This is a genomic window from Streptomyces sp. NPDC048415, from assembly GCF_040651675.1.
In the GTDB taxonomy this organism is placed as follows: Bacteria; Actinomycetota; Actinomycetes; order Streptomycetales; family Streptomycetaceae; genus Streptomyces.
This window is the reverse complement of sequence record NZ_JBEZKJ010000126.1, coordinates 1-19,781: the sequence shown is the minus strand read 5'-3', so window position 1 is coordinate 19,781 and position 19,781 is coordinate 1. Positions and strand designations below refer to the sequence as shown.

General features: G+C 71.8%; 14 protein-coding genes. 5 read left to right on the top strand and 9 right to left on the bottom strand.

The features are described from left to right. Positions 1 to 132 precede the first annotated feature (132 nt). From AB0D27_RS41065 to AB0D27_RS41035, 7 genes are all read right to left on the bottom strand, one after another. Positions 133 to 972: a CoA ester lyase gene (locus AB0D27_RS41065; protein ID WP_362519569.1), complete on the bottom strand. Its 840-nt coding sequence runs from the start codon at positions 970 to 972 to the stop codon at positions 133 to 135. Then, positions 969 to 2,177 (bottom strand): CoA transferase, encoded by a 1,209-nt coding sequence (locus AB0D27_RS41060; RefSeq protein ID WP_362519567.1) that lies wholly within the window; start codon positions 2,175 to 2,177, stop codon positions 969 to 971. Before AB0D27_RS41060 ends, AB0D27_RS41065 begins: the two co-directional genes overlap by 4 nt. Further along, entirely contained in the window at positions 2,174 to 3,076 is a 903-nt protein-coding gene (gene rbsK / locus AB0D27_RS41055) for a ribokinase (protein ID WP_362519564.1), read from the bottom strand. Before rbsK ends, AB0D27_RS41060 begins: the two co-directional genes overlap by 4 nt. Further along, positions 3,073 to 4,497, bottom strand: a complete 1,425-nt coding sequence (locus tag AB0D27_RS41050) for an ADP-ribosylglycohydrolase family protein (RefSeq protein ID WP_362519561.1) — start codon at positions 4,495 to 4,497, stop codon at positions 3,073 to 3,075. The genes rbsK and AB0D27_RS41050 overlap by 4 nt, the downstream gene beginning before the upstream one ends. Beyond that, positions 4,485 to 5,654 carry an ADP-ribosylglycohydrolase family protein gene (locus tag AB0D27_RS41045; protein ID WP_362519558.1) on the bottom strand — a complete coding sequence of 390 codons (1,170 nt, stop codon included), beginning with the start codon at positions 5,652 to 5,654 and terminating at the stop codon, positions 4,485 to 4,487. The genes AB0D27_RS41050 and AB0D27_RS41045 overlap by 13 nt, the downstream gene beginning before the upstream one ends. 7 nt (positions 5,655 to 5,661) lie before the next feature. Then, on the bottom strand, positions 5,662 to 6,828 hold the full coding sequence (locus AB0D27_RS41040; RefSeq protein WP_362519555.1) for an ADP-ribosylglycohydrolase family protein: 1,167 nt from the start codon (positions 6,826 to 6,828) through the stop codon (positions 5,662 to 5,664). A 770-nt stretch (positions 6,829 to 7,598) separates the two neighbouring features. Next, positions 7,599 to 8,744, bottom strand: coding sequence for an ADP-ribosylglycohydrolase family protein (locus tag AB0D27_RS41035; RefSeq protein WP_362519552.1), 1,146 nt, complete (start codon positions 8,742 to 8,744; stop codon positions 7,599 to 7,601). Positions 8,745 to 9,016: 272 nt separating this feature from the next. Here AB0D27_RS41035 and AB0D27_RS41030 point away from each other — a divergent pair, with 272 nt between their 5' ends. The 3 genes from AB0D27_RS41030 to AB0D27_RS41020 all read left to right on the top strand — a co-directional run bounded on the left by AB0D27_RS41030 (position 9,017) and on the right by AB0D27_RS41020 (position 16,199). Then, positions 9,017 to 9,748 carry a VIT1/CCC1 transporter family protein gene (locus AB0D27_RS41030; RefSeq protein WP_362519549.1) on the top strand — a complete coding sequence of 244 codons (732 nt, stop codon included), beginning with the start codon at positions 9,017 to 9,019 and terminating at the stop codon, positions 9,746 to 9,748. 399 nt (positions 9,749 to 10,147) lie between these two features. Continuing rightward, on the top strand, positions 10,148 to 14,746 hold the full coding sequence (gltB, locus tag AB0D27_RS41025) for a glutamate synthase large subunit (protein WP_362519546.1): 4,599 nt from the start codon (positions 10,148 to 10,150) through the stop codon (positions 14,744 to 14,746). Further along, positions 14,739 to 16,199: a glutamate synthase subunit beta gene (locus AB0D27_RS41020; protein WP_362519544.1), complete on the top strand. Its 1,461-nt coding sequence runs from the start codon at positions 14,739 to 14,741 to the stop codon at positions 16,197 to 16,199. The genes gltB and AB0D27_RS41020 overlap by 8 nt, the downstream gene beginning before the upstream one ends. Positions 16,200 to 16,377: 178 nt before the next feature. On the opposite strand, the gene AB0D27_RS41015 is transcribed toward AB0D27_RS41020, so the two are convergent. Beyond that, entirely contained in the window at positions 16,378 to 17,277 is a 900-nt protein-coding gene (locus tag AB0D27_RS41015) for a chitosanase (RefSeq protein ID WP_362519542.1), read from the bottom strand. A 16-nt stretch (positions 17,278 to 17,293) separates the two neighbouring features. Next, positions 17,294 to 18,214, bottom strand: a complete 921-nt coding sequence (locus tag AB0D27_RS41010) for a rhomboid family intramembrane serine protease (protein WP_362519540.1) — start codon at positions 18,212 to 18,214, stop codon at positions 17,294 to 17,296. Between the two features lie 165 nt (positions 18,215 to 18,379). On the opposite strand from AB0D27_RS41010, the gene AB0D27_RS41005 reads away from it, so the two are divergent. Both AB0D27_RS41005 and AB0D27_RS41000 read left to right on the top strand, forming a co-directional pair. Beyond that, positions 18,380 to 19,099 carry a VWA domain-containing protein gene (locus tag AB0D27_RS41005; protein WP_362519537.1) on the top strand — a complete coding sequence of 240 codons (720 nt, stop codon included), beginning with the start codon at positions 18,380 to 18,382 and terminating at the stop codon, positions 19,097 to 19,099. After that, on the top strand, positions 19,096 to 19,650 hold the full coding sequence (locus AB0D27_RS41000; RefSeq protein ID WP_362519534.1) for a HutD family protein: 555 nt from the start codon (positions 19,096 to 19,098) through the stop codon (positions 19,648 to 19,650). The genes AB0D27_RS41005 and AB0D27_RS41000 overlap by 4 nt, the downstream gene beginning before the upstream one ends. The last annotated feature ends 131 nt before the right edge of the window (positions 19,651 to 19,781 follow it).

Genomic DNA, 19,781 nt, shown 5'->3' with positions numbered 1-19,781 from the left:
GCGCTTCGCGCTCGTCCTCAAACGCCGGACGGGCTAAAGATTTTCAGCCCCTCCGGCGTTTGAGGAGCGGGGGTTTGGGGGCGGAGCCCCCAAGGACGGGACGGGCAGGGGCGGCGGGGGCGAGAACCGCCTTCAGGCGCGGCGGTGGGCCAGTGCCAGGGTGCGGTGGGCGCCCGTTACGACGGCCGCGTCGATGAAGCGGCCGTCGGGGAGGGCCTGGGCGCCCTGGTCGGTGGCGGCGGCCTTCACGATGGCCTCGGCGGTATCGATCTCCGCCGGGGTGGGGAGGTAGGCGTGCTCGATGATGGGGAGCTGGCGGGGGTGGATGGCGGCGCGGCCGAGGAAGCCGAGGGCGCGGCCATGGGCGCAGGACGCGGCGAGGCCCTCCATGTCGCGGATGTCGGGGTAGACCGACTGGACCGGCGGGGGCAGACCCGCCGCGCGGGCGGCCACGATCAGGCGGGCGCGGGACCACTCCAGGCCGGCGTCGTCGCGTACGCCCAGGTCGGCCCGTAGGTCGGCCTCCCCGAGGGCGATACCGTGCAGCGCGTGGTGCGCCGACGCGATGGCGAAGGCGTGTTCGATGCCGAGGGCCGTCTCCAGGAGGGCGTACAGGGGAATCGCGCCGCCCTCGGCGGGACTGGCGCCCTCCGCGACCCGTACGACGTCGTCGGGCGAGGTCACTTTGGGCAGACGGAGACCGGACAGGCCGGGGAGCGGCGAGAGGGTCTTGAGGTCGGCGTCGGCCAGGGGGCCGTCGAGCGCGTTGACACGGACGTGGACCGGAACGGGTGGCGGCTCGGCGAGCAGCTCCGCCGTCGCGTCGCGGGCGTACTCCTTGCGGTCCGGTGCGACCGCGTCCTCCAGGTCGACGAGCACCACGTCCGCCCCGGAGGCGAGCGCCTTGACCACGACGTCGGGACGGTCCCCCGGGGCGTACAGCCAGGTGAGCGGCAGAGGGTCGGCGGTCACAGGGCGCCCTCCGCTCGCAGGGCGTTGATCTCGGCCGCCGTCAGGCCGAGTTCTGTGAGGACGGGGTGCGTGTCGGCGCCGTGGGAGCGGCCCGCCCAGTGGATGGCGCCAGGGGTGGCGGAGAGCCGGAAGAGGACGTTCTGCATGCGCAGGGGGCCCAGATCGGGGTCGTCGACGGTGGTGATCGAGTCGAGGGCCTCGTACTGCGGGTCGGTCATGACGTCCCGCACGTCCTGGATGGGAGCCACCGCCGCCTCCGCCTTCTCGAAGGCCTCCAGGACGTCGGCGCGGGTGCGGTCGGCGATCCACGTGCCGACCGCCTCGTCCAGGATGTCCGCGTGGCACGCCCGGTCCGCGCCCGTCGCGAACCACGGTTCGGCGATCAGCTCCGGGCGGCCGACCAGCCGCATCACCCGCTCGGCGATCGACTGCGCCGATGTCGAGACCGCGACCCAGGAGCCGTCCGCGGTGCGGTAGGTGTTGCGGGGCGCGTTGTTCGCGGAGCGGTTGCCCGTGCGGGGCTGGACGTGGCCCAGCTGGTCGTACCAGATGGGCTGCGGGCCGAGGACGGTCAGGATCGGTTCGATGATCGCCATGTCGACCACCTGGCCCTCGCCGGTGCGCTCGCGGGCCGTCAGCGCGGTCATCACGGCGTACGCCGTCGCCAGGCCGGTGATCGAGTCGGCCAGGCCGAACGGGGGAAGCGTCGGAGGCGCGTCCGGTTCACCGGTGATCGCCGCGAAGCCGCTCATCGCCTCCGCGAGTGTGCCGAAGCCGGGGCGGCGCGCGTACGGGCCGAACTGGCCGAAGGCGGTGACCCGGGCGAGCACCAGCCGGGGGTTGGCGGCCGACAGCTCCTCCCAGCCCAGGTCCCACTTCTCCAGTGTGCCGGGGCGGAAGTTCTCGATGATCACGTCGGTGGTGGCAGCGAGGCGCAGCAGGGTCTCCCGGCCGCCGCGCTTCGACAGGTCGAGGGTGATGGCGCGCTTGTTGCGGCCGAGGAGCTTCCACCACAGCCCGACGCCGTTCTTCGAAGGGCCGTGGCCCCGGGACGGGTCCGGCTTGGCCGGATGCTCGACCTTGATGACCTCTGCTCCGAAGTCGCCGAGCATGGTCGCGGCGAGCGGTCCGGCGAACAGCGTTGCGAGGTCGAGGACGCGCAGGCCGGTCAGGGGTCCCTGTTCCTGTTCCTGGCGCGCGCTCATGAGAGGTGCCGCGACGCCTGGGCGTCGATCTCGGAGCGGTACGGCATCGAGGACGACGCCCCCGGCCGCTGCACCGACAGCGCGGCCGCCGCCGACGCCCACTCGAGTGCCTCCGGCATCTCCCGGCCCTCGGCTAGTGCCACCGCGAGCGTGCCGACGAAGGTGTCACCCGCGCCGGTCGAGTCCACGGCGCTCACCTGGGGCGCGGGCACGGTGACGGGTTCGGCGCCGCGGGCCGCGTACAGACTGCCCGCCGCGCCCAGCGTCACGACGACTTGCTGGACTTGGTCGAGCAGGGCGGCGGCCGCCTCACGCGGGTCGGTGACACCGGTGAGCGCGGCGGCCTCGTGCTCGTTGGGCACCAACAGGTCGATGCTGGCGAGGAGTTGGGACGAGAGGGGCTGAACGGGGGACGGTGTCAGGAGCGTGCGGACGCCGTGGCGGCGCGCTGCCTCCGCGCCCGCGAGGACGGCGTTCAGCGGGATTTCCAGCTGGAGCAGGAGCACGTCGGCGGCGGCGATGAGGCCTTCGTCGCCCGGGGCGAGGGCGGTGACCGTGCCGTTGGCGCCGGGGATGACGACGATCGCGTTGCCGCCCTCGTCGTCCACGACGATGTGCGCGGTGCCGGACGGGCCCTCGGTGGTGCGCAGATGGTCGGTGTCCACGCCCGAGTGCTCCAGGGTGGACCGGAGCTGGCTGCCGAAGGCGTCCGCGCCGACCGCGCCGATCATCGAGACGTCGGCGCCCGCGCGCGCCGCGGCCACCGCCTGGTTGGCGCCCTTGCCGCCGGGGATCGTACGGAACTCCCGTCCCGTCACGGTCTCTCCGCGCTGCGGGGCCTTGGTGACGTACGCGACGAGGTCCATGTTCGTGCTGCCGAGCACGGCGATATGGGTCATGGGCGACGGGTCTCCCGTTGTGTGAGGTCGGCGAGGGTGTCGAAGCCGACGCCGTTGAAGTCGGCGATCGAGGTGGCGAGTCGGTTCTTCAGGGGGCTCGTCCAGCGGTCGGGGAGGGCGCTGGGGCGCCCGGCCAGCAGGCCCGCGATGCTGCCGGCCGTCGCGCCGTTCGAGTCGGTGTCCCACCCGCCCGACACCGCCCGGCAGATGGAGCCGGTGAAGTCGCCGTCCGCGTGGGTGAGCGCGGCGGCGATCAGGGCGGTGTTCGGGATGGCGTGGACCCAGTGGTAGGCGTGGTGGGTGGTGTGCAGCTCGTCGACGACGGTGTCGAAGTCCTCTGTAGTACGGGCGAGTCCCATGGCTTGGCGCACTGCCTGGGCCAGTCGGGAGCCGGGCGGGACGACGGTGAGTCCGGTGCGAAGGCAGGCGTGGACGTCGCTCGCTCCGGTGGCCGCCTCGGCGATCGTGGCCGCCGTGAACATCGCCGCGTAGACGCCGTTCGCGGTGTGGGTGAGGGTGGCGTCGCGGTGGGCCTGTGCCGCGGCGGCGGCCGGGTCGCCGGGGTTCGTCCAGCCGTGCACGTCCGCGCGGATCAGGGCGCCGATCCACTCGCGGAACGGGTTGCGGAGGCGGGCCGTGCGTGGGGGTTCGATGCCGGTGAGGAGGTTGCGGTACGCGATGCGTTCCGCGGTGAATGTGCGGCCCGCGGGGAGTTCGTCCAGCCAGAGCCTGGCCACGTCCATGGTGGTGAAGTCTCTGCCGTGGCGCTGGAGCAACAGGAGGTTCAACAGGGGGTAGTTGAGGTCGTCGTCCTCCGGCATGCCGTCGATGTTCTCGGCGAGCGAGGTGAGCGCGGAGCGTTTGTTCCACGGGTACGTGGTCTTGACGTTGTCGGGGACGCCTCTTTCCGTGAACCAGGTGTGGAGGGGCCAGTTACCCGTGGCTCGGGCGAGTGCTCTGATCCCCTGGAGAGGGAGCTTCTCCACTGGTTTGCCCAGGAGGCACCCTGCTGCCCGGCCCAGCCAGGCTGCTTCCAGGCGAGCCCGGGTGGCGGGCGGGGTGGGTGCGCGACCCGGCGCCGGCGGGGTGCCGCTCTCTGCGGGACGGGCGCAGGGCCTGGCGGCACGCAGACCCGCAGCTATGTCGGTCGGCCAGTGGGCCTTGATTTTTGCCAGGTCTGTCGGCTCCTGGTCTGTCAACTTGCTCGGCAAGTCGGTCAGTTCGTCCAGAAGATCCTCGGCCAGGACGCGCAGATAAGGGGACGCCGGACTCGGTGACGCGCCTGCGCGCAGAGGGGCCTCGGGGCCGCCTGCCGCGTGCCAGCGGGCGGCGACGGCGGCGGGCTCGCGGCCGTCCTGGGTCGCCTGGTGGAGTTCGTGGCCGAGGAGGTCCTCGGGTTGGACCCAGGTCAGTCTGAGCATGGTGTCCCCGTCAGCTCGGCGTACGCCGATTCGTGGGCGCGGCGACGGCGTACGTCCCGTTCGAAGATCTCGCGGGTCACTTCGGCGAGCGTCCTCGCCGGGGCGTCGAGGTCGAGGCGGCTCGACTCGGCCACCGTCTTCGCCCAGTCGTGCGGGACCTCCGCGCCGAGGGCGCCCGCGAGGGCGCCGGACATGGTGGCGATGGAGTCGCAGTCGCGGCCGTAGTTGACCGAGCCGAGGACCGCGTGCCGGTAGTCGCCGGCCGCGACCAGCAACATGCCCAGCGCGACGGGGAGTTCCTCGATGGAGTGGAGGCGGGAGGGGCGGCGGGCGCCGAGGGAGGGAGTGCGGTAGTCGGGACCGACGGTGTCGTAGGGGGCCACCGCTTCCCGGAGTGGGGTCAGGGCCGACTCGAAGTCGTCGTGGCGGGAGGCGGCTTCGCAGACCGACTCGATGGCGGCCCGCGTGCCGTCCTTCGCCAGGGACAGGCAGGCGTCGATCACCGAGGCGGGGCTGGCGCCGGGTGCGCACGCCGCCGCGACCGCAGCCGCGAAGACGCCCGCGGCCTCGCGGCCGTAGGACGACTGGTGGGCGCCCGCGATGTCGAGCGCCTCGGCGTACGCGGCGGCCGGGTTCGCCGCGTTGACCAGGCCGACCGGGGCCATGTACATCGCGGCGCCGCAGTTGACGATGTTGCCGGTGCCGGCCTCGCGGGGGTCCACATGGCCGTAGTGGAGGCGGGCGACCAGCCATTTCTCCGCGAGGAAGATCCGCTGGAGGGGAAGGGCCTCGGCCTCCAGTTCGGGGATCCAGCGGGGGGTGCCCATGAGGTCGGGGACCAGGTGCTCGGCGACGGCGTACGCGTCGAGGTGGTCGCGGACGGTGGCGTACACCCGTACCAGCGCATGGGTCATCAAGGTGTCGTCGGTGACGTGCCCATCGCCCTTGTGGTAGGGGGCGAGGGGGCGGGCGGTGCGCCAGTCGGCGCCGTTCCAGGGACCGACGATGCCGTGGACACGGCCGCCGTGACGTTCGGTGATCTGCTCGGGGGAGTAGCCCTCGACGGGGCCGCCGAGCGCGTCGCCGACGGCGGCTCCGACGAGGGCTCCGGTGATCCGTTCGTCGAGGGTTCCTGTTCCTTCTCCTTTGGGCGTCATGCCCGAATCATCCCTCTGGGGTGGCCAGTTCCGTCGCTTCGAGCAGATCGGCGAGTCCGACGAGATCCGTCCCCGTCAGACGGGGCAGGGCGCAGCCGGAGAGGGTGCGGCAGGCGTCCCGCCAGGAGGCGGGGATCGCGGCGCCGCCGCCGAGTGCGCCGGTGAGCGCGCCCGCGAGCGCCGGGGCCGAGTCGGCGACCCGGGACAGACACGCGGCGGCGGGCACCGCCTCGGCGATCCGGCCGCGCGCGGCGGTGGCCAGGGCGAGGGCCACCGGGACGGTTTCCGCGGCGGCGATGCCGTAGCTGTAGACGTGGTCGACGATCTGGTGCTCCAGCAGGGGGACCAGGGCGAACGTTCCCTCGCTGGCGCGGGCAAGGTCGAGCGCGTGCCGGGCGTTGCGGCCGATCTCCGTCGACTCGGGGAGTTCTGCCAGGGCGGCGTCCGCGCAGGCGTCGACGCCTGCGCCGGCGAGGGCGAGCGCGAGGGCGGCGGCAATGGCCCGGGCGCCGTGCACGCCGTCGCCGTCCTGGGTGTAACGGGCGTCGAACTCGGCCAGTTCCGCTGCGAGCCGGGGATCGCCCGGGTGGGCGACGGCGAGCACGCAGGCCCGTACGCAGGCCGCGTCGTCGAAGTAGTGGGGGTTGTCGTGGCCGGTGGCGGGCGGGCGAAGGCCGGTGGCGAGGTTGCCGAGACCCGCCCGTACGGAGATCCGGGCGCGCAGCGGAAGCAGTGCCGACTCGACTTCGGGGGCGCGTTCGGCGGCCGCGGCGACCTCGCTGGCGATGGCGTTCCAGGAGAGGTCGATGGACGCGCGCATGCGCCGCTCCCGGCTCAGATCGCCGAGCGCGGCGCCCTCGCCGGCCCGCAGCACCGCCTCCGCCGCGAACGCCGCCCACTCCGCGTCGTCCGACGGGCCGAGCCGCAGTGGCTCCGGCGGCTGGTTCAGCGCGATCGGTACGGGCAACGTCGTGGTCGCGTTCTGCTCCGCGAACGTGTCCAGCTCCCGCGTCAGCCGCCGCGTCCACTCGGGCATCCGCGCGGCCCGATGCCGCGCCGCAGGCCACCCCGCGGCGTCCCCCGCGGCAAGCCCGAGCAGAAGCCCCTCGATACGCCGGGGATGCGGGCGCGGGGGCACGTCCGGGCGGGGATCCACCTCCGGGCGGAGGACCACCTGTGGACGGGGGTCCGCTTGCGTGCGGGGCGCTGCCCGCTCGCGGGGGTTCGCCTGCCCGCGGAGGTCCACCTGCGCACGGAGAGCTACGGCGCCGAGCATGCGCGTACGGGGCGTCGCCGTGCCGGCCTCGTGCGCTCGGGGCTCCTCGGTGCCGGGAGCCTGTGCGCGGGGGCCTTCTGTGGCGGGCGTCCCGGTGTCGGGGGTTTGTGTTGCGGGCCTCGTCGTGTGGGGCTCCTCCGTGCCGGGAGCATGTGCGCGGGGGCCTTCTGTGGCGGGCGTCCCGGTGTCGGGGGCTTGTGTTGCGGGCCTCGTCGTGCGGGGCTCCTCCGTGCCGGGAGTCTCGGTGCCGGGTCCTTCTCTGGCGGGCGTCCCCGTGTCGGGGGCTTGTGTTGCGGGCCTCGTCGTGCGGGGCTCCTCCGTGCCGGGAGTCTCGGTGCCGGGCCCTTTTCTCGCGGGCGTGCCCGTGTCGGGCCCTTCTCTGGCGGGCGCCCCCGTGCCGGGTCCTTCTCTCGCGGGCACCCCCGTGCCGGGCCCCTCCCTCGCGGGCACCCCCGTGCCGGGAGCCTCTGTGGCAGGTCCCGTCGTGCGGGATGTCTCCGTGCCGGACCCTGTCCCGTCAGGCACCCCCGTGCCAGGCCCCGCCGCGCCGGGTTCCTCCGTGTTGTCCCCCGCCGAGGCCCGCGGTGTGGACGTGGTCTCCGGGCCGGGGCTCGCGCCGGCTCCCTCGCCCGTTCCCTCTGTCGGGGTGTCGCCGACCAGGCCGGGGCTCACGGTCGTACCTCGTCGTCGTCGGCGGCGAGGACGTAGGCGTCCGCGGCGGGAAAGGCGTACGCACCCGCGTCGGGGGATGGCCGCTTGCCGCCCGGCCCGCGTACGTTCCCGTCTCGTACGAGCCCCCCGGCCCCCCACTTCCCGTCGCCGCCCGGCGTCAGCAGCTCCGCCACGTCCAGGACGTGGTGGCCCTCCATCGAGGGGAGACAGCTGCCCCGCGCCGGGCCGATCGCCGCGGCCCAGGCGGCCGGGATGGACGAGGCGCCGCGGGTCGCGCCGGCCAGGGCGCCGGCCACCGCGGCGGTCGTATCGGCGTCGCGGCCCATGTTGACCGCCGCGAGGACGGACTCCGTGAAGGCGCCGTCGGCGGCCGCGTACGCGCCGAAGGCGAGGGCGACGGCCTCCGGGGCGAGGTCCGTCCAGGGGTAGCCGCCGATCACCACCGCGGAGCGGACCGCGCGCTCGCCGCGGTGGGCGACGGCGACCGCCCGGCGCAGCGAGCGGGCGGTCCAGGAGTCGTCCGGGATCACCGCGAGCGCGGACGCGACCACCGCGATCGTGGGGGCGCCCGCCATCGCCGCCGCGACGCCCGCCGCCACCGCCTGGCCGCCGTAGATGCCCTCGCCGTCGTGGCTCACCGAGCCGTCGATCGCGACGAGCCGGGCGGCTTCGGCGGGCCGGCCCGCGGCGAAGACACCGAAGGGGGCCGCGCGCATGGCCAGTCCGTCGCTCCACGCGTGCCGGTGCTGGGCGGAGATCGGCGCCGCCAGACCGCGGCGCAGGTTCTCCAGCGTGCCCCGCTCGCTGAAGCCGGCCCCCCGGAACGGCCCCTCGTCCTGGTCCGCGATCCACTGATGCCAGGCCGCCTCGACATGGGCCACGGTGAGCGCCGACCCGTGCCGGGCCAACAGCAGCCCCGAGAAGATCGCGTACTCCGTGTCGTCCGTCCCGGCCGGGTGCTCGGCGACATATCCGGTGATCCGGCCCCACTTCGCACGGATCTCCGACGGCTTCATGTTCTCGGCGGGCGCGCCCAGCGCGTCCCCGACGGCGAGTCCGAGCAGCGCGCCGCGCGCCCGTTCGCGCAGACCGGCGGCGTCCCCGGGCGCCGGGACCGAGGGAATGCAGGCGATGGAAGCCATACGTGCCTCTCCTCTCAGGGCCCCTGCCAGTGCGCGGAACTCGGCGCGCGGAACCCTTTGCGGATCTGTCCCACATTGGCGGTTGACAAGAGCCTCACGGGCCGCACTGTCACCCGGTCGACATCTGTGCATGACATGGCACGGATGAGCGGAAAAGTCTAAAGGCGCAGGTTAGCGCAGCCTTTCCTTGCTGGCGGCGAAGAAAGTGCAGGCGTACTTTCGTAGTTGTCGAAAAGTGGAAACAGTCCAAGCAAGCAGCCTGGGGGACCGGCATGGCCATCATCGAGACCGAAGCGACACTCCACGCAGCGCACCGCGACAACCACACCCACCGGGATGTGAACGGCGGATGGCTGCGCCCGGCGGTGTTCGGCGCGATGGACGGTCTCGTCTCCAACCTCGCCCTCATGACCGGCGTCGCCGGCGGCTCCGTCTCGCATCAGACGATCGTCATCACCGGACTCGCGGGCCTCGCCGCCGGCGCCTTCTCGATGGCCGCGGGCGAGTACACCTCCGTCGCCTCGCAGCGCGAACTCGTCGAGGCCGAACTCGACGTGGAGCGGCGGGAGTTGCGCAAGCACCCGCAGGACGAGGAGCGCGAGCTCGCCGAGCTGTACGAGGCGCGTGGCGTCGATGCCGAGCTGGCCCGCGAAGTCGCCAGGCAGCTCTCCCGCGACCCCGAGCAGGCCCTCGAGATCCACGCCCGCGAGGAGCTGGGCATCGACCCCGGCGACCTGCCCTCCCCGACCGTCGCCTCCGTGTCCAGCTTCGGCTCCTTCGCGCTGGGTGCCCTGCTCCCCGTACTGCCGTTCCTGCTCGGCGCGACCGCCCTGTGGCCCGCGCTGCTGCTCGCCCTGATCGGGCTCTTCGCCTGCGGCGCGATCGTGGCCAAGGTGACGGCGCGGTCCTGGTGGTACAGCGGGCTGCGGCAGCTCGCACTCGGTGGTGCCGCGGCGGGTGTGACGTACGTCCTGGGCAGTCTGTTCGGTACGGCCGTAGGATGACGCGCTGAGCACTTATGCAAGGAACTGCATAATTAGCTGTTACTCGGCGGTTTCGATTCCTTAACCAACGGGCATGAGCCGTAAGCGCCGCGGGCAATGACGCCTGCTCCGCACCGATCGTGGCGGGCGACGTTGCCCGCCAAGATCCGGACCGACGGACACTGATCTGTCCGCTTGGGTCCCCTCACCTTCACCGCCGAGCGCGGTACCCCCACCGTGACCCCGCGGTGTCCGCATGCTGGAACGACGTATCCGGTTCCCGGGATTCGCTCCATCATGTAACCTGCACGAAATTTTGCACCCCCAGCAGAGGGCCAACGTCGTCCCTCGGCAGATGTCTCCCCCAGAGCCCTAAGAGCCTGGGAGGAGCCCCCAGCCACGACGACGACGGGAGAGCCGATGCGTACGCCGCGCCAGCCGTCCCAGCACTCCGCGAACGGCCAGAACTGGTCCTTCATGGATGCTCGCCCTGCTGCGCAGGGTATGTACGACCCCCGCAACGAGCACGACGCCTGCGGCGTCGGCTTCGTGGCCACCCTCACCGGCGAGGCGAGCCACGCGCTGGTCGAGCAGGCGCTCACGGTTCTGCGCAACCTGGAGCACCGCGGTGCCACCGGCTCCGAGCCCGACTCGGGTGACGGTGCGGGCATCCTCTCCCAGGTTCCGGACGCCTTCCTTCGTGACGTGGCCGGATTCGATCTCCCCGCAGCCGGTGCGTATGCGGTAGGCATCGCCTTCCTGCCTGAGGACGGCACCGACGCCGCCGTCTCACAGATCGAGACGATCGCCGCCGACGAGGGCCTCACCGTCCTCGGCTGGCGCGAGGTCCCGGTCGCTCCCGAACTCCTCGGCGCCACCGCCCGCTCGACGATGCCCGCCTTCCGCCAGGTCTTCGTGTCCGACGGCGAGTCGGCTTCGGAGGGCATCGACCTCGACCGCAAGGCGTTCGTGCTGCGCAAGCGCGCCGAGCGCGAGGCCGGCGTCTACTTCCCGTCGCTGTCGGCGCGGACCATCGTCTACAAGGGCATGCTGACCACCGGCCAGCTGGAGCCCTTCTTCCCGGATCTGTCCGACCGCCGCTTCGCCTCCGCGATCGCGCTTGTGCACTCCCGGTTCTCCACCAACACCTTCCCGAGCTGGCCGCTCGCCCACCCGTACCGCTTCGTCGCGCACAACGGCGAGATCAACACGGTCAAGGGCAACCGCAACTGGATGCGCGCCCGCGAGTCCCAGCTCCTGTCCGACCTCTTCGGCGACAAGGGCCTGGAGCGGATCTTCCCGGTCTGTACGCCGGACGCCTCCGACTCGGCGTCCTTCGACGAGGTGCTCGAACTCCTGCACCTGGGCGGCCGTTCGCTCCCGCACTCCGTGCTGATGATGATCCCGGAGGCGTGGGAGAACCACGACTCCATGGAGCCGGCCCGCCGCGCCTTCTACCAGTTCCACGCCACGATGATGGAGCCCTGGGACGGCCCGGCCTGCGTCACCTTCACCGACGGCACCCAGGTCGGCGCGGTCCTCGACCGCAACGGCCTGCGCCCCGGCCGCTACTGGGTCACCGACGAGGGCCTCGTCGTCCTCGGCTCCGAGGTCGGCGTCCTCGACATCGACCCCGCGAAGGTCATCCGCAAGGGCCGGCTGCAGCCCGGCAAGATGTTCCTCGTCGACACCGCCGAGCACCGCATCATCGAGGACGACGAGATCAAGGCCGGCCTCGCCACCGAGAAGCCCTACGCGGAGTGGCTGGAGGCCGGCGAGATCGAGCTCTCCGACCTGCCCGAGCGCGAGCACATCGTGCACACCCACGCCTCGGTCACCCGTCGCCAGCAGACCTTCGGCTACACCGAGGAGGAGCTGCGCGTCCTGCTCGCCCCGATGGCCAAGGCCGGCGCGGAGCCGATCGGTTCCATGGGTACGGACTCGCCGATCGCCGCGCTGTCCTCGCGCCCGCGTCTGCTCTTCGACTACTTCACCCAGCTGTTCGCCCAGGTCACCAACCCGCCGCTGGACGCGATCCGCGAGGAGCTCGTCACCTCGCTGCGCTCGTCCCTCGGCCCCCAGGGCAACCTGCTCGAGCCGACGGCCGCTTCCTGTCGCAGCGTCACCCTGCCCTTCCCGGTGATCGACAACGACGAGCTCGCCAAGCTCATCCACATCAACGCCGACGGCGACATGCCCGGCATGAAGGCCGCGACGCTGTCCGGCCTGTACCGGGTTTCCGGCGGCGGCGACTCGCTCGCCGCGCGCATCGAGGAGATCTGCGCCGAGGCCGACGCCGCCATCGAGAACGGCGCCCGGCTGATCGTCCTGTCGGACCGCCACTCGGACGCGGAGCACGCGCCGATCCCGTCGCTGCTGCTCACTGCGGCCGTCCACCACCACCTCATCCGCACCAAGCAGCGCACCCAGGTGGGCCTGCTGGTCGAGGCCGGTGACGTCCGCGAGGTCCACCACGTCGCCCTGCTCATCGGCTTCGGCGCCGCGGCGGTCAACCCGTACCTGGCGATGGAGTCCGTCGAGGACCTCGTCCGCGCGGGCACCTTCCTGCAGGGCGTCGAGTCCGAGCAGGCCATCCGCAACCTGATCTACGCGCTCGGCAAGGGCGTCCTCAAGGTCATGTCCAAGATGGGCATCTCGACCGTCGCCTCCTACCGCGGCGCCCAGGTCTTCGAGGCCGTCGGCCTGGACCAGGCCTTCGTCGAGAAGTACTTCAACGGCACGGCCACGAAGATCGGCGGCGCCGGTCTCGACGTCATCGCCAAGGAGGTCGCCGCGCGTCACGCCAAGGCGTACCCCGCCTCCGGCATCGCGCCCGCGCACCGCGCCCTCGACATAGGCGGCGAGTACCAGTGGCGCCGCGAGGGTGAGCCGCACCTGTTCGACCCGGAGACGGTCTTCCGCCTCCAGCACGCGACGCGCTCCGGCAGCTACGACATCTTCAAGAAGTACACGGGCCGTGTGAACGAGCAGTCCGAGCGCCTGATGACGCTGCGCGGCCTGTTCGGCTTCAAGTCGGACCGCCCCTCGATCTCCGTCGACGAGGTCGAGCCCGTCTCCGAGATCGTCAAGCGCTTCTCCACCGGCGCCATGTCGTACGGCTCCATCTCCAAGGAGGCGCACGAGACGCTCGCCATCGCCATGAACCAGTTGGGCGGCAAGTCCAACACCGGTGAGGGCGGCGAGGACGCGGACCGGCTGTACGACCCGGCGCGACGTTCGTCCATCAAGCAGGTCGCCTCCGGCCGCTTCGGTGTGACGTCGGAGTACCTCGTCAACGCGGACGACATCCAGATCAAGATGGCTCAGGGCGCCAAGCCCGGCGAGGGCGGCCAGCTGCCCGGCCACAAGGTGTACCCCTGGATCGCCCAGACCCGGCACAGCACCCCGGGCGTCGGCCTGATCTCTCCGCCGCCGCACCACGACATCTACTCCATCGAGGACCTGGCTCAGCTGATCCACGACCTCAAGAACGCCAACCCTGCCGCGCGCATCCACGTGAAGCTGGTGTCGGAGGTCGGCGTCGGCACGGTCGCCGCGGGTGTCTCCAAGGCCCACGCGGACGTCGTCCTCATCTCGGGTCACGACGGTGGCACGGGCGCGTCGCCGCTGACGTCGCTCAAGCACGCCGGTGGACCGTGGGAGCTGGGCCTCGCCGAGACCCAGCAGACCCTGCTGCTCAACGGCCTGCGCGACCGCATCGTCGTGCAGACCGACGGCCAGCTGAAGACCGGCCGTGACGTCGTCATCGCCGCGCTGCTCGGCGCCGAGGAGTTCGGTTTCGCGACCGCGCCGCTCGTCGTCTCCGGCTGCGTCATGATGCGCGTCTGCCACCTGGACACCTGCCCGGTCGGCATCGCCACGCAGAACCCGGTGCTCCGCGACCGCTTCGCCGGCAAGGCCGAGCACGTCGTGAACTTCTTCAAGTTCATCGCCGAAGAGGTCCGCGAGATCCTCGCCGAGCTGGGCTTCCGCTCCATCGAGGAGGCCGTCGGCCACGCCGAGACCCTCGACGTGGCGCGGGCGATCGACCACTGGAAGGCGCAGGGCCTGGACCTGTCCCCGCTCTTCTACGTGCCCGAGCTGCCCGCGGGCACCCCGCTGCACCAGGTCGTCGAGCAGGACCACGGCCTGGAGAAGGCGCTGGACAACGAGCTGATCAAGCTCGCGGCCGACGCGCTGGCCGCGGACTCCCAGGCCGATGCCCAGCCGGTGCGCGCCCAGGTCGCGATCCGCAACATCAACCGCACGGTCGGCACCATGCTCGGCCACGAGGTGACCAAGAAGTTCGGCGGCGCGGGTCTGCCCGACGACACCATCGACATCACCTTCACGGGCAGCGCGGGCCAGTCCTTCGGCGCCTTCCTGCCGCGCGGTGTGACCCTCCGCCTCGAGGGCGACGCCAACGACTACGTCGGCAAGGGCCTCTCCGGCGGCCGGGTCGTCGTCCGTCCCGACCGGGGCGCCGACCACCTCGCCGAGTTCTCGACGATCGCGGGCAACACCATCGCGTACGGCGCGACGGGCGGCGAGCTCTTCCTGCGCGGCCGCACCGGCGAGCGGTTCTGCGTCCGAAACTCCGGCGCGACGGTGGTCTCCGAGGGCGTGGGCGACCACGGCTGCGAGTACATGACCGGCGGTCACGCGGTGGTCCTCGGCGAGACTGGCCGCAACTTCGCGGCCGGAATGTCCGGCGGCGTCGCGTACGTCATCGACCTCAACCGCGACAACGTGAACGTCGGCAACGCCGGCGCCGTCGAGGAGCTCGACGACACCGACAAGCAGTGGCTGCACGACGTGGTGCGCCGGCACGCGGAGGAGACCGGCTCGACGGTCGCCGAGAAGCTCCTCGCCGAGTGGTCCGTGTCCGTGGACCGCTTCAGCAAGATCATCCCCAGCACGTACAAGGCAGTGCTCGCCGCCAAGGACGCCGCCGAGCGAGCCGGACTCCCCGAGTCCGAGATCACCGAGAAGATGATGGAGGCGGCGACCAATGGCTGATCCCAAGGGCTTTTTGAACCACGGCCGCGAGGTCGCCAGGACCCGTCCGGTCGAGGAGCGCGTCAAGGACTGGAACGAGGTCTACGTTCCCGGCTCGCTGCTCCCGATCATCTCCAAGCAGGCCTCGCGCTGCATGGACTGCGGTATCCCGTTCTGTCACAACGGCTGTCCGCTGGGGAACCTGATCCCCGAGTGGAACGACTACGCCTACCGCGAGGACTGGTCCGCCGCCTCCGAGCGTCTGCACGCCACGAACAACTTCCCGGAGTTCACGGGCCGCCTGTGCCCCGCCCCCTGCGAGTCGGCGTGTGTGCTCGGCATCAACCAGCCCGCCGTGACCATCAAGAACGTCGAGGTCTCGATCATCGACAAGGCGTGGGACAGCGGCGACGTCGCACCCCAGGCCCCGGAGCGGCTGTCCGGAAAGACGGTCGCGGTCATCGGCTCGGGCCCCGCGGGTCTCGCCGCCGCCCAGCAGCTGACCCGGGCCGGCCACACGGTCGCCGTGTACGAGCGCGCCGACCGCATCGGCGGCCTGCTGCGCTACGGCATCCCCGAGTTCAAGATGGAGAAGCGGCACATCAACCGCCGTATCGAGCAGATGCGCGCGGAGGGCACCAAGTTCCGTACGGGCGTGGAGATCGGCCGCGACATCGACGCGGCGAAGCTGCGCAAGCGCTACGACGCCGTGGTGATCGCCGCCGGTGCGACGACCGCCCGTGACCTGCCCGTCCCCGGGCGGGAGCTGAACGGCATCCACCAGGCGATGGAGTACCTCCCCCTGGCCAACAAGGTCCAGGAGGGCGACTACGTGGCGCCCCCGATCACGGCCGAGGGCAAGCACGTCATCGTCATCGGCGGCGGCGACACCGGCGCGGACTGCGTGGGCACGGCCCACCGCCAGGGCGCGGCCTCGGTGACTCAGCTGGAGATCATGCCGCGTCCGGGCGAGGAGCGGAACCCGGGCCAGCCCTGGCCGACCTTCCCGATGCTCTACAAGGTCACCTCCGCGCACGAGGAGGGCGGTGAGCGGGTCTACTCCGTCAACACCACCCACTTCGAGGGCGACGAGGACGGCAACGTCCAGTGGCTGCACCTCGTCGAGGTCGAGTTCGTCGGCGGCAAGCTGACCCAGAAGCCGGGCACGGAGCGCAAGATCCCGGCCCAGCTGGTGACGCTGGCGATGGGCTTCACCGGTACGGACGTCGAGAACGGCCTGGTCTCCCAGTTCGGTCTGGAGCTCGACGCGCGCGGCAACATCGACCGCGACGCCGAGTTCGCGACCAACGTCCCCGGCGTGTACGTCGCCGGTGACGCGGGCCGCGGCCAGTCCCTCATCGTCTGGGCCATCGCGGAGGGCCGCTCGGCCGCCCGCGGCGTCGACCGCTTCCTCACGGGTGCGAGCGAGCTGCCGGCCCCGATCCGCCCGACGGACCGCTCCCTGATGGTCTGACGCTCCACCCCAACAGACGTCCCGTACAACGGCGTACGGAACTGAACGCGGCGCCTGCCTTGTCCCCGACCGGACTTTGGCGGGCGCCGTGGTGCGTCCCCGTACGGACACGTCCTCGAACCGCACGGCAAACCGGCCCAGGACCTGCTGCAGCAGAAGGGGACGCCCTGCGGGGGCACTACGGCACGCGGTACGTCTCCCCGTACACCTTCCACTCCAGCGGCGGCTCCAGGTCCAGGTTCCCGTCGTACAGGAACCGCCGCTGGGCGGTGTCGATGCGGGTGGTGTCGCGGTGGGGATTCTTGGACTTCATGACCGCGCGGCGGACGTCCAGGAAGGTGTCGAGGTACGACGTCTCGTCGCCGCCCTCGGACGGGAGGTCGGCCTCTCTTTTCGCGCGGTCGCGCAGGCCGTAGAAGCTCCGCGGATTGGTGCCGGGGCCGTGCATCACCATGGTGTCGTAGTAGAGGAACTGGCCGAGCGTGCCGAGGCCGTCGCGTTTGGCGAGGCGGACGGCGGGGTCGAAGTAGACGCGGTCGCGTTCGCTGTCCTGGGCCGCGCGGAAGGCGGGGACCTGGGCCTCCTTCTTCCAGGCGGCGGTGAAGCCCGGGTCGAGGCCCTTGTGGGAGTCCGTGCCGTCGACCTCGCGCAGGGCGGGGAGGTAGCGGGCGAGGCCGTTGTCCGGGTGGTCCTTCGTGTAGCCCTCGACCAGGGTGAGCAGATCGTGCGTGCCGGTGCAGAAGCCGATGACGCCCGCCGTATAGCCCTGGCCGTCGCCGATGTCCTCGACGTAGGCGTACGCCTGGCGCCAGTCCAGCGTGGAGTTCTCGGCGCTCGCCACGATCTTCTGGGCCAGTTCCTTCTTGTCCGGTGCGGCGAGCCCGCCCGGCAGATCCCGGACGAGCTGGTCGTCGCGCGTCCGCCTGGCCCGCGCCTCGGCGTTCGCGCCGGCCTGCCGCGACACCGGCGTACGGCCCTTGCCGTCCGCCGGGGCCGGGTGCTCGGGCACCGCGAGGTACACCGCCGCCGTGGCGAGCACCGGCACGGCGGCGATCAGCAGGCAGCCCGCGCGTCTCATGACGCACAGGGTAGGGCTAGGCCGCGCCGCTCCTCAGTCCCGACACCTTGACCACCGCGAGGATCACCAGCAGCGCGAGGAGGCCCACGCAGATGGCCGCCTGCATCGGGGCGCGGCGGCGGTCGCGGGGCGCGTACGCGTAGGCGACCGTCACGATGCCGCCCGCCAGCAGGCCGCCCAAGTGGCCCTGCCAGGAGGTGAGTCCCGCCGAGATCAGCAGCCAGAGCAGCAGTCCCGCGATGAAACGGTTGACGCCTCGCATGTCCGCGCCGAGCCGGCGGGCCATCACGTAGTACGCGGCTCCGAGGCCGAAGATCGCGCCGGACGCGCCGAGTGTGTCGGTGCCGGGAGCGATCAGCAGGACGAGCACCGAGCCGCCGAGCGCCGACAGCAGATACAGGGCGAGATAGCGGGCCCGGCCGAGCTGGGCCTCCACGACCCGGCCGATGTTCCACAGCGAGACCATGTTCATCACGATGTGCAGGATCCCGAACGTGCCCTCGGTGGGCGGCAGATGCAGGAACGCGCCGGTCAGCAGCCGGTACCACTCCCCGTCGACGACCCCCCTCGGGTGGAAGCCGGACGGGTACGTGGCCTGCCACACGTAGTGCCCGCCGTCCGGCCCCACCAGACCGGCGCCCCGCATGTCGAATCGGTCCACCACCGACGAACGCGCCAACTCGGCCAGATAGGCGAGCACATTTAGGCCGATCAGCGCGTACGTCACCACGGACACCGTCGAGATCCGGCCGCCGAAGGCCGTGCGGGGCTGACGGATCGAGCGGGCGCCCTCCTTCACGCACTCCACGCACTGATGGCCCACGGCCGCCTCGCGCATGCAGGCCGGGCACATGTAGCGGTCGCACCGGGTGCAGCGCACATGGGACTCCACCTTGGGATGGCGATAGCAGGTGGTGACAGCGGACTCGGGCTCCACGGCCGGCTCCTCGAAAGGCATAGGGAACAGGGGGTCGATGAGCCGGTGGGGACGGCAGCGACGGCGGCGAACAAAATAGCGAACGCGGGGTACGGGTGGGACGGCAGGGTCCCGTGGTGACGTAATCTCGGCGTTCCCGCAACGCGCGCGCGATGGGAGCCCCGCATGGCCGGAATCAGCCTCACCAAGGTGGAGGAGACCGCGCCCGCCCTGGTCAGTCTGTACAAGAGCGCGGGAGTCTCGCTCACCCGGCACGGGCTGGGCGGGCAGCGGGCCGCCGTCTATCTGGTGGTCGACTACTCCGGGTCGATGAAGCCGTACTACCGGGACGGCAGCGTGCAGGCACTCGCCGACCGGGTGCTCGGGCTCTCCGCCCACCTCGACGACGACGGCGTGGTCCCGGTCGTCTTCTTCTCCACGGACGTCGACGCCGTCACCGACATCGCCCTCGACAACCATCAGGGCCGTATCGAGCGGATCGTGGCCGGGCTCGGGCACATGGGCAAGACCAGCTACCACCTGGCCATGGACGCCGTCATCGACCACTACCTCGACAGCGGCTCCAAGGACCCCGCCCTCGTCGTCTTCCAGACCGACGGCGGACCGATCAACAAACTCGCCGCCGAACGGTACGTGTGCAAGGCGGCGAAGCTTCCGTTGTTCTGGCAGTTCATAGGGTTCGGCGATCCGGGCAGCCGGCAGTTCGAGTTCCTGCGCAGACTCGACGAGTTGGCCGTGCCGCGGCAGCGGGCCGTCGACAACGCCGGTTTCTTCCATGCCGGTTCGGATCCGCGGAAGGTGTCCGACGGGGAGCTGTACGACCGGCTCGTGGGCGAGTTCCCGCGGTGGCTGTCGGCGGCCCGGGCGCGCGGGATCGTGCGGTGAGCGTCCGACCGCTGCCCGCAGCCGAGCGGGTCGCCGTGCCCTGGAAGAACGGCGGCGGGGTGACACGCGAGATCGCCGCCCGGCCCGAGGGCGCGGACATGGCCGACTTCGTGTGGCGCGTGAGCCTCGCCGACGTCGGCGCCGACGGGCCCTTCTCGGCGTTCGCCGACGTGGACCGGATCCTCACCATGGTCGAGGGCGAGGGGATGGACCTGACCGTCGGCGGCGAACCCCGCCGTGTCGACACACGGTTCGTGCCCCAGGCCTTTCCCGGTGACCTGCCGACCGACTGCCGGCTGCTCGGGGGCCCGGTCGTGAACCTCAACGTCATGTGGCGAAGGGGCGGCGAGGTGGCCCCGACCGTCACGGTCACGCATCCCCGGCTGCCCCTCGCCGTCCCGCCGACTGCCTTGATCGTCGCGCTCGACGGCACGGCCGAGGTGGCCGGGCTGACCCTCGGGCGCTACGACGCCGCGCTGCTGACCGGCGAGGCCGCGGTGCCGCACGCGACGGGACGTATCGCCGTGGTGGCTTTCACGCCGGGGGGCTGACCTCGAACGCCGGAGGAGCAGCTGATTTCAGCCCGTCCGGCGTTCGAGGACGAGCGCGGAGCGCGACAAGGGGGGTCTGGGGGCGCAGCCCCCAGGTACGGGACGGCGCAGCCCCCAGGTACGGGACGGGT

Coding starts and splice junctions, on each gene's coding strand:
- AB0D27_RS41060 (WP_362519567.1), bottom strand. CDS start 2,177: ATGAGCGCGCGCCAGGAACAGGAACAGGGACCCCTGACCGGCCTGCGC.
- rbsK (WP_362519564.1), bottom strand. CDS start 3,076: ATGACCCATATCGCCGTGCTCGGCAGCACGAACATGGACCTCGTCGCG.
- AB0D27_RS41050 (WP_362519561.1), bottom strand. CDS start 4,497: ATGCTCAGACTGACCTGGGTCCAACCCGAGGACCTCCTCGGCCACGAA.
- AB0D27_RS41045 (WP_362519558.1), bottom strand. CDS start 5,654: ATGACGCCCAAAGGAGAAGGAACAGGAACCCTCGACGAACGGATCACC.
- AB0D27_RS41035 (WP_362519552.1), bottom strand. CDS start 8,744: ATGGCTTCCATCGCCTGCATTCCCTCGGTCCCGGCGCCCGGGGACGCC.
- AB0D27_RS41030 (WP_362519549.1), top strand. CDS start 9,017: ATGGCCATCATCGAGACCGAAGCGACACTCCACGCAGCGCACCGCGAC.
- gltB (WP_362519546.1), top strand. CDS start 10,148: ATGCGTACGCCGCGCCAGCCGTCCCAGCACTCCGCGAACGGCCAGAAC.
- AB0D27_RS41020 (WP_362519544.1), top strand. CDS start 14,739: ATGGCTGATCCCAAGGGCTTTTTGAACCACGGCCGCGAGGTCGCCAGG.
- AB0D27_RS41015 (WP_362519542.1), bottom strand. CDS start 17,277: ATGAGACGCGCGGGCTGCCTGCTGATCGCCGCCGTGCCGGTGCTCGCC.
- AB0D27_RS41005 (WP_362519537.1), top strand. CDS start 18,380: ATGGCCGGAATCAGCCTCACCAAGGTGGAGGAGACCGCGCCCGCCCTG.